Below are 14,148 nucleotides of genomic sequence, written 5' to 3' on the forward strand. Positions count from 1 at the left end.
TGATCGGCACGATCCGCCGATCGTTGGGGTCCCACGCCGCGCTCGGGTGCGGGTGGACGCGATACCCTGGGCGACCGCGGCCGGCACGGACAGCACTGGTCGTGAACGTCCCGCCGGCCGGCCCGGCCGCGAGACCCCGTGCCGCGATGTTTCCAGGTCTGCCCCAGACCCCGATCGGAATTTAGGGAGTGCCAACGTGTCCAGCCCGCCGCGCGGTGCGATCACCGCGCAGCTGGAGCCCGTCGTAGCCGAGGCCGTGGCTAGATCGGGCTTCGACCTCGAGGAGTTCGACGTGCAGCAGGCCGGCCGCCGCCGGCTGATCAAGGTCGTCATCGACTCCGACGACGGCGTCGGGCTCGACGAGATCTCCGACGTCAGCCGCGCGGTGTCGGAGGTGCTGGACGCGCACGAGCACGTCCTGGCCGGCTCCTACACGCTCGAGGTCACCTCGCCGGGCGTGGACCGGCCGCTGACCCGCGCGCGGCACTGGCGTCGCGCCCGCTACCGGCTGGTCAAGATCCGGTTCGCCGACGGCGAGAAGTTGGTGGCGCGGGTCGGGGCGGCCGATGATGAAGGAGTCACGGTGCTGGTCGCCGGCGAACTGCGCCGGGTGGCCTACCGTGATGTCGAACGCGCGGTGGTCGAGGTGGAGTTCCAGCAGCCACCGGCGGAGGATTTGGTCAAGCTGGAGCGGGCTGCGAGCGGCGTTTCCCAAGAGGGGGACGACCGGGAAGACACGGAGGAGTCGAGGTGAACGTCGACATCGCGGCGCTGCGGGCGATCGAACGCGACAAGGACATCCCGTTCGAGACGGTCCTGGAAGCGATCGAATCGGCACTGCTCACCGCATACCGCCACACCGAGGGGCACCAGCCGCACGCGCGGGTGGAGGTGGACCGCAAGACCGGTGTCGTGCGGGTCCTCGCGCACACCCTGGCGGCCGACGGCAGCGTGCAGGAGGAATGGGACGACACCCCGGAGGGGTTCGGGCGCATCGCGGCGACGACCGCGCGGCAGGTCATCCTGCAGCGGCTGCGCGACGCCGAGCACGAGCGCACCTTCGGCGAGTTCTCCGCCAAGGAGGGCGAGATCCTCGGCGGTGTCATCCAGCGCGACGCGCGCGCCAACTCGCGCGGCATGGTCATCGTGTCGGTCGGCGACAGCGAGGGCGTGATCCCCGCCGCCGAGCAGGTGCCCAGCGAGAACTACGAGCACGGCACCCGGATCAAGTGCTACGTCGTCGGGGTGTCCCGGAGCGCGCGCGGACCGCAGATCACGCTGTCCCGCACCCACCCGAACCTGGTGCGACGGCTGTTCGCGCTGGAGGTCCCGGAGATCGCCGACGGCACCGTGGAGATCCCCGCGGTGGCGCGGGAGGCCGGGCACCGCTCCAAGATCGCGGTGCGCTCGACCGTCAGCGGCGTCAACGCCAAGGGCGCCTGCATCGGGCCGATGGGCTCGCGGGTGCGCAACGTGATGAGCGAGCTCGGCGGCGAGAAGATCGACATCATCGACTACTCGGACGACCCGGCGACCTTCGTCGGCAACGCCCTGTCGCCGGCCAAGGTAGTCTCGGTGGAGGTCGTCGACGAACGCACCAAGACCGCGCGGGTGGTCGTGCCGGACTTCCAGCTCTCGCTGGCGATCGGCAAGGAAGGCCAGAACGCCCGGCTCGCGGCTCGGCTCACCGGCTGGCGGATCGACATCCGCAGCGATGCCGACCCGGGTGCGTCGGCTGCTCCGGCGGCGCAACCCCCGGCGCAGGCGTCCGGTCTGGACCCCGCGGTGGAGGGACTGCCGACCGTGGGTTCGGCCGAGTAACGTCGTCGGGTTAGAATCAGAGGAGGTTCGACGCGAGGGGAGCGACAATCCGCACACGGGTGTCCGGTGAGCACGGCGAAAGCCGTGAGCCGGTTCGTACCTGCGTGGGGTGTCGTGCCCGGACGTCATCCTCTGAGCTGCTGCGTGTGGTGGCTGAGGTCGGTCGGGCTGGTCCCGTCGCCGTACCCGATCCACGACGTCGGCAACCGGGCCGGGGCGCTTGGCTGCACCCCGATCCGGCGTGCCTTCGTCTGGCCGAACGGCGCCGGGCTTTTCCGCGTGCACTCCGTGTGCCGGGAGTCCTGGACACCTCGGCCGTGCAGGCCCACCTGAGTGCCGGGCAACAGCAGCAGGCGGCTCAAGACGTGACCGACGCGGGATCCGTCCCGCGCCAGGCAACTGAAGGAAAGCAGGTCGACCCGTCATGAATCAGCCGTGAAGCTGAAGCCATGAACGCGCATCGGCGATAGGACGAGGTCGAGCGGGACTGCCGCCCGGCCTCACCCAGATGAGGAGAGCAGTGGCAGGCAAGGCCCGCGTACATGAGCTCGCCAAAGAGCTCGGTGTTACCAGCAAGGAAGTTCTGAACAAGCTCGCCGAGCAGGGCGAGTACGTGAAGTCCGCGTCGTCCACCGTGGAAGCCCCGGTGGCCCGCAGGCTTCGCGACGCACTCGCCAAGCCCTCGGCGTCGAAGAAGAGCGACGCCGGCGGAGGCAAGCCCGCTCCGGCAGAACCCAGGCCATCCCGCGCCGATGCGGCGGCGCCGAAGCCTGGACCCAAGCCCGGCCCGCGCCCCGAGGCGCCGGTCGGTGAGCGTCCCAAGCCCGGCCCCAAGCCGGGTCCGAAGCCGACTCCCAAGCCCGAGCCGGAGGTCATCAAGCCGGCCGAGCAGGCACCGGCAGCCAAGGCGGCCGAGTCGCGTCCGGCGCCCGGCCCCAAGCCGGGTCCGAAGCCCAGCCCGAAGCAGGGTGGCGACGGCGACGCCGGCGTGGTTCCGCCGCGTCCGAAGGCGCCCAAGCCGGGCCCGCGGCAGCCGCGCGTCGGCAACAACCCGTTCGGCGTCGGCAGCGGAGCGCCGCAGCAGCGGCCGCCGCGGCCGGGCCCGGGTGGCCGTCAGGGCGGCGGGCAGGGTCCCGGCCGCCAGCACGGCGGTCCCGGTGGCCAGCGCCAGGGCGGCGGTCAGGGTGCCGGTACGGCCCCGGCCGCGGGCAACGCCCCGCGCGGTGAAGGTGGCTCGCGCCCGAACCCGGGCATGATGCCGCCGCGTCCGAACCCCGGCATGATGCCGCCCCGTCCGCCGCGCAGCGGTGGCGGTCCCGGCGGTGGCCGCGGTGGTGGCGGCGGTGGCCGTGGCGGTCCGGGTGGCGGCGGTGGCCGTCCCGGTGGTGGCGGCGGTCGTCCCGGTGGGGGCGGCGGCGGCTTCCGCGGTGGCGGTGGCGGCGGCGCCCCGAGCGGTGCCCCGGCCGGCGGTGGCTTCCGCGGTCGTCCCGGCGGCGGTGGCCGTCCGGGCGGTCCCGGTGGTCGCGGCGGTGCTGCCGGTGCGTTCGGTCGTCCCGGCGGGCCCGCGAAGCGCGGTCGCAAGTCGAAGCGGCAGAAGCGCCAGGAGTACATGGAGAACATGCAGGCGCCGTCGGTCGGCGGCGTCCGCCTCCCGCGTGGCAACGGCGAGACCCTTCGCCTGCGTCGCGGTGCTTCGCTGACCGACTTCGCCGAGAAGATCAACGCCAACCCGGCCTCGCTGGTGCAGGCGATGTTCCACCTCGGCGAGATGGTCACCGCGACCCAGTCCGTCTCCGACGAGGTGCTGGAGCTCCTCGGCCAGGAGATGAACTACAAGGTCGAGATGGTCAGTCCGGAGGACGAGGACCGGGAGCTGCTGCAGTCGTTCGACATCAGCTACGGCGACCCGGGCAGCTCCGAGGACGAGCTGGCGGCGCGGCCGCCGGTGGTGACCGTCATGGGTCACGTCGACCACGGTAAGACGCGACTGCTGGACACCATCCGGAAGACGAACGTGCAGGCCGGCGAGGCCGGTGGCATCACCCAGCACATCGGTGCCTACCAGGTCCTCACCGAGCTGGAAGGCAACGAGCGGCCGATCACGTTCATCGACACCCCGGGTCACGAGGCGTTCACCGCCATGCGTGCCCGCGGTGCCAAGTCGACCGACATCGCCGTGCTGGTGGTGGCCGCCGACGACGGCGTCATGCCGCAGACGGTGGAGGCGATCAACCACGCCCAGGCGGCCGGTGTGCCGATCGTGGTCGCGGTGAACAAGATCGACGTCGAGGGCGCGAACCCGGCGAAGATCCGCCAGCAGCTCACCGAGTACAACCTCGTCGCCGAGGAGTACGGCGGCGACACCATGTTCGTCGACATCTCGGCGAAGCAGGGCACCAACATCGACAACCTGCTCGAGGCGATCCTGCTCACCGCGGACGCGGCGCTGGATCTGCGGGCCAACCCGAACATGCCCGCTCAGGGCGTGGCGATCGAGGCCCACCTGGACCGCGGTCGCGGTCCGGTGGCCACGGTGCTGGTGCAGCGGGGCACGCTGCGGGTCGGTGACTCGGTGGTGGCCGGCGACGCCTACGGTCGCGTCCGCCGGATGATCAACGAGAACGACGAGGACGTCCCCGAGGCGCTGCCGTCGCGGCCGGTGCAGGTCATCGGTTTCACGTCGGTGCCGGGCGCGGGCGACACCTTCCTGGTGGTCGACGAGGACCGGGTCGCCCGGCAGATCGCCGACCGCCGCGGGGCCCGCATCCGCGAGGCGCAGAACGCGGCCAAGCGCAAGCGCGTCAGCCTCGAGGACCTGGACAAGGTGCTCAAGGAGACCAACCAGCTCAACCTGATCATCAAGGGTGACAACTCGGGTACCGTCGAGGCGCTCGAAGAGTCCCTGATGAAGATCGAGGTCGGCGAAGAGGTCGAGCTCCGGGTGATCCACCGCGGCGTCGGTGGCATCAACGAGTCGGACATCAACCTCGCCACCGCGGAGAACACCATCGTCCTGGGCTTCAACGTCCGGGCCGAGGGCAAGGCGGCCGAGGTCGCCAACCGCGAGGGCGTGGAGATCCGGTACTACTCGGTGATCTACCGGGCGATCGAGGACATCGAGCAGGCCCTCAAGGGCATGCTCAAGCCCGAGTACGAGGAAGTCGAGCTGGGCCGGGCCGAGATCCGCGAGGTCTTCAAGTCCTCCCGGATCGGCACCATCGCGGGCTGCATGGTCACCGAAGGCATCATCAAGCGCAACGCCAAGGCGCGCTTGCTGCGGGACAACGTGGTCGTCGCCGAGAACCTCAGCATCAACTCGCTGAAGCGGTTCAAGGACGACGCCACCGAGGTCCGCGAGGGCTTCGAGTGCGGTCTGACCCTGGGGTCGTACAACGACATCAAGGTCGGCGACGTCATCGAGCCCTACGAGATGCGCGAGAAGCCGCGCGACTGAGCCGGTGCTGCGCAGGGGGTCGTCACTCGACGGCCCCCTGCGTGCCGGTTCGCCCCCGCGGTGAGGAACACCCATGTACGTCGGTGTACTCGAACTGGACGTCCTCCTCGGCGACGTCCACTCCCTGAAGCAGAAGCGCGCTGTCGTGCGGCCCGTGGTGGCCGAGTTGCGGCGGCGCTTCGAGGTTGCCGTCGCCGAGGCCGGGAACCAGGACTTGCACCGCCGCGCGCTGTTGGGCGTCGCGGCCGTCTCCGGCGACGCCGCGCACGTGCGCGAAGTGCTGGAAGCGTGCGAGCGGTTGGTCGCCGCACGCCCCGAACTGGAACTGCTCTCCGCCCGCCAACGCATGCTCGGGCCGGAGGACTAGGAGTTCCTGGTGGTCGTTCTGCGCGAGAACCCGCGGCGGCGCGAGTCGAGTCCCACACCGCAAGCGGCTAGCGCCGCTTTCAGACGAACTGAACTTTCCCCGAAGGAGGTGCGCCGTGGCTGATACGGCGCGCGCCCGCAAACTCGCCAAGCGCATCGCCCAGATCGTGGCATCCGGGCTGGAGCACGAGGTGAAGGACCCGCGGCTGGCGATGGTGACGGTCACCGACGCTCGGGTCACCCCCGATCTGCGGGATGCCACTGTCTACTACACCGTGTTCGGCGACGACGCCGACTACGCCTCCACCGCGGCCGCGCTGGCGAGCGCGACCGGGGTGCTGCGGTCCCGGGTCGGGCAGCAGACCGGCGTCCGGTTCACCCCGACGCTGACCTTCGTCGCTGACACCGTGCCGGACAACGCGCGGCGGATGGAGGAACTGCTCGCCAAGGCCAAGGAGGCCGACGAGGAGGTCGCCCGGTTGGCCTCCGGAGCGATGCCGGCCGGCGACGCCGATCCGTACCGAGCCAGCACCGACGATGACGAGTTCGCCACCGACGGTGCGGACGAGGGGTCGTTTTCCGACGCCGATGTGCGTCGTGGGCCACAGAGTGGTTGAGTCGCAGCTCAGCATCAGGTGCGTTGGACGTCGGCGGCCGGAACGGCCACCGATGTCGTGGAGGTGAACCTGTGCGCGGGCAACCCGATAGCGACCGCACCGGCGGCGGCCAACCGGTCACCGTCGATCCGGTCGAGCAAGCCGTAGCCGAGGCCGCTCGCAAGCTGTCCGAGGCCTCGGACGTGACGTTGTTCGCGCACATCAACCCGGACGCGGACGCGCTCGGCAGCGCGTTGGCGCTGGGCCGGGCGCTGCGGCAGCGCGGCTGTGCGGTCCGGGTGTCCTTCGGGATGCCGGACCTGCCGCCGTTCTCGCTGCGCGACCTGGACGGCGACGACCTGGTGGTGTCGGCGGACGAGGTGCCCGCCGCGCCGCCGGTGCTGGTCGTCTGCGACACCGGGAGCCTGCAGCGGCTCGGCAAGCTCGCCGATCGGGTCGACGCGACGATCGCCGCAGGCGGCGACGTCATCGTGATCGATCACCACGTGTCGAACACCCGCTACGGCACGCTGCACCTCGTCGACGAGCACGCCGAGGCGACGGTGATGATCGTGCTCCGGCTGCTCGACGAGCTCGGTGCGGAGCTCGACCTGCCGACCGCGCGGTGCCTCTACGCGGGCCTGGTCACCGACACCCGGTCGTTCCGGCACGCCAGTGCGTCGACGCACCGCGCGGCGGCGCGGCTGCTGGAGGCCGGGGTCGACCCGGAGGCGACGACGCGGCCACTGCTGGACACGCATCCGTTCGCCTGGATGAACATGCTGTCCGGGGTGCTGGGCGAGGCCCGGCTGGAGCCGACCGCGGCGCAGGGCCTCGGGTTCGTGCACGCGACGGTGCGGCTGGCCCATTCCGACGGGCTGCGCAGCGAGGATGTGGACAGCGTCATCGACGTGGTGCGCACGACGAGCGAGGCCGAGGTCGCCGCGGTGCTCAAGGAGACCGCGCCGGATCACTGGTCGGTGTCGCTGCGCTCGGACAGCCGCGTCGACGTCGGCCACGCGGCGGCGGCGTGCGGCGGTGGCGGGCACCGGCTAGCTTCCGGCTTCACGGCGCAGGGCCCGGCGGAGGAGATCATCGCGGCGATGCGCAAGGCCCTCGACGAGGCCCCGCTCCTGGACTGACGCCCGCACCGAGGCCCATCTCGCACCGGTACCCCGCAATTTCCATTGAAATCGAAGGTTCGGTTTCAATGGAACTTGCGGACCTCCGGCGTGTCGCATCCCGACATGCCGGACGTTGTGGACAACTTCCGCAATTTCAATGGAAATCGGACCTTTGATTTCCATTGAAATTGCGGGCGATCCTGGGCGTCAGGTTCGGCGGCGGGCTCGGAAGGCCGCGACGTGCATGCGGTTCGCGCAGCGGGGGCTGCAGAAGCGCTTGGCCTGGTTCGTCGACGTGTCCAGGAAGTAGGTGTAGCAGCCCTCGGCTCCGCAGCGCCCCCAGCGCGTCGTGCCGTGCTGGACCACGCCCTGCGCCAGGCCCCACGCAGCCGCCGCCGCGACTTCGTCGACCGCCGGTGCGTCCGGGCCGGCGACGTGGACGTGCCAGTTCGGGGTGCCGTCGTGGCTGCCGTGCCCGGAAAGCCTGGGCCGGGGCGGGTGCGCCGACAGCAGGGCGTTGATCTCGGCGAGCACCGTCTCGCCGTCGTCGGCCACCATCGCGTCCAGCGCCCGGCGCAGCCCGGCCCCCACCGAGCGCAGGAGCGGCAGGTCGCTCGCGTGGAGCCGGTCGGCCCACCAGGGCTCGTCGTGGAGCGCGGCGCGCACCGCGTCGAGGCTGCTCAGATCGGCGTTGGCGATCCGCAGCGCAACGGCGGCGTAATCAGCGTTGTCCATCAGTGGTCCTTACCCGTACCCTTGACCGTCAGGGGCGAACCCGCCGATCACAGCTTACAAGGAGACAGGGTGCCGGATCTGGGGGAGCGCGTATCGCCGCGCCGGGTGCTGGCGCTCGCGGTGCCCGCGCTCGGCGTGCTGGCCGCCGAACCGCTGTACGTGCTCGTGGACACGGCCGTCGTCGGTCACCTCGGAGCGGTGCCGCTCGCCGGGCTCGCGCTGGGCGGCACGCTGTTCACCCTGGTGTCTAGCCAACTGACGTTCCTGAGCTACGGAACCACCGCGCGCACCGCCCGGCTGCACGGCGCCGGGCGCCGCAAGGACGCCGTCGCGGAGGGCGTGCAGGCGACCTGGCTGGGCGTCATCGTCGGCGTCGTTCTCATGGTGCTCGCGCAGCTGCTGGCCGTCCCGGTCGCGGAGCTCATGGCGGGCCCCGGGCCGATCGCCGACGCGGCCGCGACCTGGATGCGCATCGCGCTGTGCGGCGCGCCGATGGTGCTGATCACCATGGCCGGCAACGGCTGGATGCGCGGCGTGCAGGACACCGCGCGGCCGCTTCGGTACGTGCTGGTGGGCAACGGCGTTTCCGCCGTGCTGTGCCCGCTTTTCGTCTACCCCTTCGGCTGGGGGCTGGAGGGTTCGGCGGTCGCGAACCTGATCGGCCAGACGATCGCCGCGGCGCTGTTCGTGCGGGCGCTGTTCGTCGAGCGGGTGCCGCTGAAGCCGGAGTTCGCGAAGATGCGCGCCCAGCTCGGGCTCGGCCGCGACCTGGTGCTGCGGACGCTCGCGTTCCAGGCGTGCTTCCTGTCGGCGACGTCCGTGGCGGCGCGGACCGGCGCGGAAGCCGCGGCGGCGCACCAGGTCGTGTGGCAGCTGTGGGCGTTCCTGGCGCTCGTGCTCGACTCGTTGGCCATCGCGGCGCAGTCGTTGGTCGGCGCGGCGCTCGGGGCCGGTTCCGCGCCGCGCGCCAAGGGAATCGCCCGGCAGGTCACCTGGTACAGCCTGGGGTTCGGCATCGTGCTCGGGTTGGTGTTCGCAGCGCTCTCCGGCCCGCTGCCGACGTTGTTCACCACGGACGGCGCAGTGCTGGCGGCCATCCCGCACGCGTGGTGGTTCTTCGTGCTCCAGCAGCCGATCGCCGGCGTGGTGTTCGCGCTGGACGGGGTGTTGCTCGGCGCCGGTGATGCCGCCTACCTGCGGACCGCGACGTTGCTGAGCGCGGCCATCGGCTACCTGCCGCTGATCTGGTTGTCACTGGCGTTCGGCTGGGGCCTGGTGGGGATCTGGACCGGGCTGACCCTGTTCATGGTCCTGCGGCTGATCACGCTGCTGCTGAGGGCCCGCTCCGGCCGGTGGGCCGTCGTCGGCGCCACCCGGGCCGAAGCCACCGCGGGGTGATCCCCGCCGCGCGGGTCACTGCCAGAACCAGGACTGCTCCCGGACCTGGCGATAGGCCTCGCGGCGGCGCTCCGGGTCGAGGCGCTGGATGTAGACCATGCCGTCGAGGTGGTCCGTCTCGTGCTGGAGGCAGCGCGCCATCAGTCCGCTGCCCGACACCGTGACCGGCTCGTTGTCCGCGTCCACGCCGCGCACCACCGCGTGCTGGGCGCGGCGGGTTTCGAACCCGAGCCCGGGCAGCGACAGGCACGCCTCCACGTCGTCCTGCACCTCGTCGGAGAGTTCGACGATCTCCGGGTTGACGACGTACCCGATATCGCCGTCGACGCGGTAGCTGAACGCCCGCACCCCGACGCCGATCTGCGGCGCGGCGACCCCGGCGTGCCCGGGCGCGTCGACGGTGTCCAGCAGGTCCGCGACGATCGAGCGCAGCCGCTGGTCGAAGACCGTGACCGGCTCCGCCGCCATGCGCAGCACCGGGTCGCCGAAGCGCCGGATCGATCGGAATGCCACCGCTGACCTCCTCGCAGTTCCGCCGCCACCCTAGCGACGGGCGCCGCGCCGGGTCGGGGAAGATGTCTCCTCGTGTCCGAGCGCTCCCGCAAAACGCGTCCCACCGTTCCACCCGGCCTGCTGGTGATCGACAAGCCGGCGGGGATGACCTCGCACGACGTCGTGTCGCGGGTCCGCCGCATCATGGGCACCCGCCGCGTCGGGCACGCCGGGACGCTGGACCCGATGGCCACCGGGGTGCTGGTGCTGGGCCTGGAGCGGGCCACCAAGCTGCTCGGCCACCTCGCCCTGGACACCAAGGCGTACCTGGCGACGATCCGGCTGGGCGCGGCCACCACCACCGACGACGCCGAGGGCGACGTGGTGTCCGAAGCGGACGCCTCCGGCGTGGCCGAGGAGGCGATCCGGGCCGGCATCGCGGAGCTGACCGGCGACATCCAGCAGGTGCCCAGCGCGGTCAGCGCCGTGAAGATCAACGGCCGCCGCGCCTACGAGATGGTGCGCAACGGCGAGACCGTCGAGCTGGCCGCCCGGCCGGTCACGGTGTCGCGCTTCGACGTGCTGGCGCTGCGCCGCACGGAGCGCACGACCGACCTCGACGTGCTCGTCGAATGCTCGTCGGGGACCTACGTGCGAGCGCTGGCGCGCGACCTGGGGGCCGGGCTCGGCGTGGGCGGGCACCTCTCGGAACTGCGCCGGACCCGGGTCGGCCCGTTCGGGCTGGCCACGGCGCGCACCCTGGACCGGCTGGAGGCCGAGCCCGGGCTGTCGATGGGCCTGGACCAGGCGGTCGAGACCGCCTTCCCGCGCCGCAACGTGGACGCCGACACCGCCCGTGCCCTCTCCCACGGCCAGGTCGTGCCCGCGGCCGGCGTCGAGGGGACCTACGGGATGTTCGATCCGGACGGCCGGGCGGTGGCCCTGGTCCGCGATCGCGGCCGGACCGCGAAGGCGGTGCTGGTGATCATTCCGGCGAACTGACGCATTCCGGTCGAACCCCCCTCCGCTTCGCCGGCGATTTCGGTGACTGGTGTCACATCCCTGGAACCCGGGGAGGAGTCGCTCGTCCCACGGCTAGTCCGATCCAGTGACGACAGACGTTGGGAGCAGCATGCGCAAGCGATTAGTCGGGGCGACCGTCGTGTTGGCGGCGGGGTTGGCGCTGAGCGGCTGTGCGGCAGGGGGTGCGCCGCAGCAGGCGACCGGCGGTGGTTCGCAGGCCGGGAGCCGGCCGGTCGAGGCCAGTGCCGGTCAGCAGCAGGAGACCACCGAGGCGGCCGGCTCGAACCAGGGCGGGAACGGCGCCGGCGACCGGCCGTGCGAGGCGTCCGACCTCGACGCGAAGTTCGTCACCGCCGAGAACTACGACGGGCGCCCGAGCAACGGCCAGTTCAGCGTGACCAAGAACAGCAACGACATGACCCCGTGCGTGCTCGACGGGTACCCGGAGATCAAGGCGATGCGCGGCTCCGAGGGCGGCGCGACCATGCCGGTGGCGATCCAGCAGGTGGCGGCCGACGGCGCGCAGCCGATGCGGTTGGACGGGCACGGCGGTTTCGCCAGCTTCAACATCACTTGGACGACCTCCGGTGACGACGGTGGGTGCGACATGCCGGGGGCGCTCTCGGTGCGGCTGCCGCGCGCCGGTTCCCAGGACATCGAGGTGCCGGTCAACCAGGGCCGCGACAACTCCCTGCGGATCTGCGAGAACGACGAACTCCAGGTCCAGCCGTTCGGCGACTACACGAGCTGAGCCGAGCGCCCGCCCGTGCCGCGCGACCCGTGGCACGGGCGATGGCGTTCCGGCCATCGGGTGGCGGCGCAGTAGGCTTCCTGGTCGTGCAGCGTTGGCGTGGTTTGGAACAGATTCCCGGTGGCTGGGGCCGGTGCGTGGTCACCATCGGCGTCTTCGACGGGGTGCACAGGGGGCATCAGCAGCTGATCGCGCACGCGGTGCGGCAGGCCCGCCGCCGCGGCGTGCCGTGCGTGCTGATGACCTTCGACCCGCACCCGTCCGAGGTGGTGCGCCCGGGTAGTCACCCGGCGCAGTTGACGACCCTGCGGCGCCGCGCCGAACTGGCGGAGCAGCTCGGGGTCGACGTCTTCTGCGTGCTGCCGTTCACCCGCGAGATCTCCCGCGTGCCCGCCGAGGAGTTCGTGCACGCGATGCTGGTGGAGCGGTTGCACGCGGCGGAGATCGTGGTCGGCGAGAACTTCACCTTCGGCCACAAGGCCGCGGGCAACATCGAACTGCTGGCCAAGCTCGGCGAGCGGTTCGGCTTCGAGGTCGAGTCCGACGCGCTGGTCTCCGGGCCGGTGGAGCGCGCCGACGACGCGGGCGGCCCCTCGGTCACCTTCTCCTCGACCTACATCCGCTCCTGCATCGACGCCGGCGATGTCGTGGCGGCCGCCTCCGCGCTGGGCCGCTACCACCGGCTGGAAGGCATCGTGGTGCGCGGCGCCGGGCGCGGCGGCAAGGAGCTCGGCTTCCCGACCGCCAACCTGTCCACCCCGCCGCACGCGGCGATCCCCGCCGACGGCGTGTACGCCGCGTGGTTCACGCACCGCCGGCGCGGCTCGGTGCTGCCGGGCGAGACGCTGCCAGCGGCGGTGTCGGTGGGCAGCAACCCGACGTTCTCCGGCACCGAGCGCACCGTCGAGGCGTACGTGCTGGACATCGACGCCGACTTCTACGGCGAGCACGTCGACCTGGACTTCGTGCAGCGGCTGCGGTCGATGGAGCGTTACGACACGGTCGAAGCGCTGATCGAGCAGATGCACCAGGACGTCGCCGAAACCCGGCGGATCCTGGCCGTGGGCGGGTGAGGCGGTATGCCGGACCCCCGAACGGGGCAGCCGCGTCCGCCGCGCGGCGCACCGTTGTCGGAACGCTTTTCGGATTCCCGGCCACGCCCGGCCGGTGACCTGGCAGTATTCAGGGCCGGATCAACAGCCGCCCGCGGCCGGGTCGGCGCCGACACGGGGGGAACGAAGGTGGCGGAGAACAGCAACGTCCAGCGGAACCTCGCACTGCAGCGGCAGTGGTACGGAGAGCCGCTGGGGGACCGGGTGCGCCGCCTGGTCGTTGCGTTCCGCATCTCGCAGGCCCAGCTCGCGGAAGTGCTCGGGATCAGCGCGCCGATGCTCAGCCAGGTGATGAGCGGCCGCCGGGCCAAGATCGGCAATCCGTCGGTGCTGGCCAGGCTGGTGATGCTGGAGCGCAAGGTGCTCATCCCCGGTGTCGCCGCGGGTGACGAGGACGCGATCAAGCAGGCGCTGGAGGACGTCCGCCAGTCGCGCCCGTCGGTGGGCCGCGACAACCTGCCGGTCATGGGTTCGGCGAACGGCGAGGAGGCCGCCTGGCCGGTGCTGCGCGAGGTGGCCAAGCCCGGCGAGCTCGCGGCGGCGGCGTCGCTGCTGGAGGGCCGCTACCCGGCGTTGGCGCAGCTGCTCCGCCGCGCCGCCAACGGCGACCCCGACTGAGCTCCCGCGGAGCCGCCGCGCGGGCTTCCGGGGAGTGCGCGGACACTGGGGTATGCGTTTGTTCACCGCGCTGTGGCCGTCGGACGAGGCGGTGCGGCACCTGGCGTCGGCAGTAGACCGGCTCCACCCGGACCGATTGGCCGAGGCGACCGCGGGCCTGCGCAAGTTCCGCTTCACGTCCCCGTCGCGCTGGCACCTGACGCTTCGCTTCCACGGCGACGACGCCGACGAGCAGCGCGTGACCGACCGGCTCGACCAGCGCGTCGCCGAACTGCTGGAGACCGACCCGTCATCGCCGCGCCTCCGGCTGGCCGGTGCCGGGACGTTCCGCGGCGTGCTGTGGGTCGGCGTCGAGCCGGAAACCGGATCCGACGACGCCGCGCTGCGCGAGCTGGTTCGCGCGGCCGGTGGCGATCCGCGCGGTCACACCGCGCACCTCACCATCGCCAGGTGGGTCGCCGGGCGCGCCGACCGCGAGCTGCTGCCGGGGCTGTTCGCCGGCTACGCCGGCCCGTGGTGGCGGCCGCGCGATCTCGCAGTGGTGTGCAGTGACCTGCGGGAAGGCGGTCGGGAGTACCGGACCGTGCACCGGGTGGCGGTGACGCGCGAGACGCCGGGTTGACCCGATCGCAGCAGGTCTCCCTGTTATCCTGGCGTG

15 protein-coding genes are annotated in these 14,148 nt (G+C 71.8%); 13 read left to right on the forward strand and 2 right to left on the reverse strand.

The genetic code is table 11. The annotated features are described in order from the left end of the window. Positions 1–196: 196 nt before the first annotated feature. The 7 genes from rimP (at position 197) to ACWEV3_RS20730 (ending at position 7,379) form a co-directional block, all read left to right on the forward strand. The gene (gene rimP / locus ACWEV3_RS20700; RefSeq protein WP_132487366.1) at positions 197–754 is read left to right on the forward strand and encodes a ribosome maturation factor RimP; all 558 of its coding nucleotides are present in this window, start codon (positions 197–199) and stop codon (positions 752–754) included. After that, the gene (gene nusA, locus ACWEV3_RS20705; RefSeq protein WP_452615463.1) at positions 751–1,821 is read left to right on the forward strand and encodes a transcription termination factor NusA; all 1,071 of its coding nucleotides are present in this window, start codon (positions 751–753) and stop codon (positions 1,819–1,821) included. The genes rimP and nusA overlap by 4 nt, the downstream gene beginning before the upstream one ends. A gap of 149 nt (positions 1,822–1,970) precedes the next feature. After that, the gene (locus ACWEV3_RS20710) at positions 1,971–2,249 is read left to right on the forward strand and encodes a YlxR family protein (RefSeq protein WP_452615585.1); all 279 of its coding nucleotides are present in this window, start codon (positions 1,971–1,973) and stop codon (positions 2,247–2,249) included. Positions 2,250–2,341: 92 nt separating this feature from the next. Further along, a complete protein-coding gene (gene infB / locus ACWEV3_RS20715; RefSeq protein ID WP_452615464.1) occupies positions 2,342–5,275 on the forward strand; it encodes a translation initiation factor IF-2 in 2,934 nt (977 codons plus the stop codon). A gap of 73 nt (positions 5,276–5,348) precedes the next feature. After that, the gene (locus tag ACWEV3_RS20720; protein WP_132487374.1) at positions 5,349–5,642 is read left to right on the forward strand and encodes a DUF503 domain-containing protein; all 294 of its coding nucleotides are present in this window, start codon (positions 5,349–5,351) and stop codon (positions 5,640–5,642) included. 115 nt (positions 5,643–5,757) lie between these two features. Then, positions 5,758–6,258 (forward strand): 30S ribosome-binding factor RbfA, encoded by a 501-nt coding sequence (rbfA, locus tag ACWEV3_RS20725; protein WP_452615465.1) that lies wholly within the window; start codon positions 5,758–5,760, stop codon positions 6,256–6,258. A gap of 164 nt (positions 6,259–6,422) precedes the next feature. Continuing rightward, positions 6,423–7,379: a DHH family phosphoesterase gene (locus tag ACWEV3_RS20730; RefSeq protein ID WP_452615586.1), complete on the forward strand. Its 957-nt coding sequence runs from the start codon at positions 6,423–6,425 to the stop codon at positions 7,377–7,379. Positions 7,380–7,568: 189 nt separating this feature from the next. On the opposite strand, the gene ACWEV3_RS20735 is transcribed toward ACWEV3_RS20730, so the two are convergent. Further along, complete coding sequence (locus tag ACWEV3_RS20735) at positions 7,569–8,096, reverse strand: CGNR zinc finger domain-containing protein (RefSeq protein ID WP_452615466.1); 528 nt, start codon at positions 8,094–8,096, stop codon at positions 7,569–7,571. Positions 8,097–8,165: 69 nt separating this feature from the next. Here ACWEV3_RS20735 and ACWEV3_RS20740 point away from each other — a divergent pair, with 69 nt between their 5' ends. Then, positions 8,166–9,494 (forward strand): MATE family efflux transporter, encoded by a 1,329-nt coding sequence (locus ACWEV3_RS20740; RefSeq protein WP_452615467.1) that lies wholly within the window; start codon positions 8,166–8,168, stop codon positions 9,492–9,494. 15 nt (positions 9,495–9,509) lie between these two features. Here the strand turns inward: ACWEV3_RS20740 and def are convergent, their stop codons facing one another. Continuing rightward, positions 9,510–10,007 (reverse strand): peptide deformylase, encoded by a 498-nt coding sequence (gene def, locus ACWEV3_RS20745; RefSeq protein WP_452615468.1) that lies wholly within the window; start codon positions 10,005–10,007, stop codon positions 9,510–9,512. 72 nt (positions 10,008–10,079) lie between these two features. Between def and truB the strand changes: the two genes are divergently transcribed. The 5 genes from truB to ACWEV3_RS20770 all read left to right on the forward strand — a co-directional run bounded on the left by truB (position 10,080) and on the right by ACWEV3_RS20770 (position 14,112). Then, entirely contained in the window at positions 10,080–10,988 is a 909-nt protein-coding gene (truB, locus tag ACWEV3_RS20750) for a tRNA pseudouridine(55) synthase TruB (protein WP_452615469.1), read from the forward strand. Between the two features lie 130 nt (positions 10,989–11,118). Next, positions 11,119–11,760: a DUF4232 domain-containing protein gene (locus ACWEV3_RS20755; protein ID WP_452615470.1), complete on the forward strand. Its 642-nt coding sequence runs from the start codon at positions 11,119–11,121 to the stop codon at positions 11,758–11,760. A gap of 86 nt (positions 11,761–11,846) precedes the next feature. Beyond that, positions 11,847–12,833, forward strand: a complete 987-nt coding sequence (locus ACWEV3_RS20760) for a bifunctional riboflavin kinase/FAD synthetase (RefSeq protein WP_452615471.1) — start codon at positions 11,847–11,849, stop codon at positions 12,831–12,833. Positions 12,834–13,001: 168 nt separating this feature from the next. Next, positions 13,002–13,490: a helix-turn-helix domain-containing protein gene (locus tag ACWEV3_RS20765; protein ID WP_358575300.1), complete on the forward strand. Its 489-nt coding sequence runs from the start codon at positions 13,002–13,004 to the stop codon at positions 13,488–13,490. A 52-nt stretch (positions 13,491–13,542) separates the two neighbouring features. Continuing rightward, a complete protein-coding gene (locus tag ACWEV3_RS20770; RefSeq protein ID WP_452615472.1) occupies positions 13,543–14,112 on the forward strand; it encodes a 2'-5' RNA ligase family protein in 570 nt (189 codons plus the stop codon). Positions 14,113–14,148 lie beyond the last annotated feature (36 nt).

It is taken from the genome of Saccharopolyspora sp. NPDC003752 (genome assembly GCF_053605825.1).

What these genes read in the sequence shown, in the direction of transcription:
- ACWEV3_RS20770 (WP_452615472.1), top strand. Translation starts at nt 13,543, where the DNA reads ATGCGTTTGTTCACCGCGCTGTGGCCGTCGGACGAGGCGGTGCGGCAC.
- ACWEV3_RS20735 (WP_452615466.1), bottom strand. Translation starts at nt 8,096, where the DNA reads ATGGACAACGCTGATTACGCCGCCGTTGCGCTGCGGATCGCCAACGCC.
- ACWEV3_RS20720 (WP_132487374.1), top strand. Translation starts at nt 5,349, where the DNA reads ATGTACGTCGGTGTACTCGAACTGGACGTCCTCCTCGGCGACGTCCAC.
- ACWEV3_RS20755 (WP_452615470.1), top strand. Translation starts at nt 11,119, where the DNA reads ATGCGCAAGCGATTAGTCGGGGCGACCGTCGTGTTGGCGGCGGGGTTG.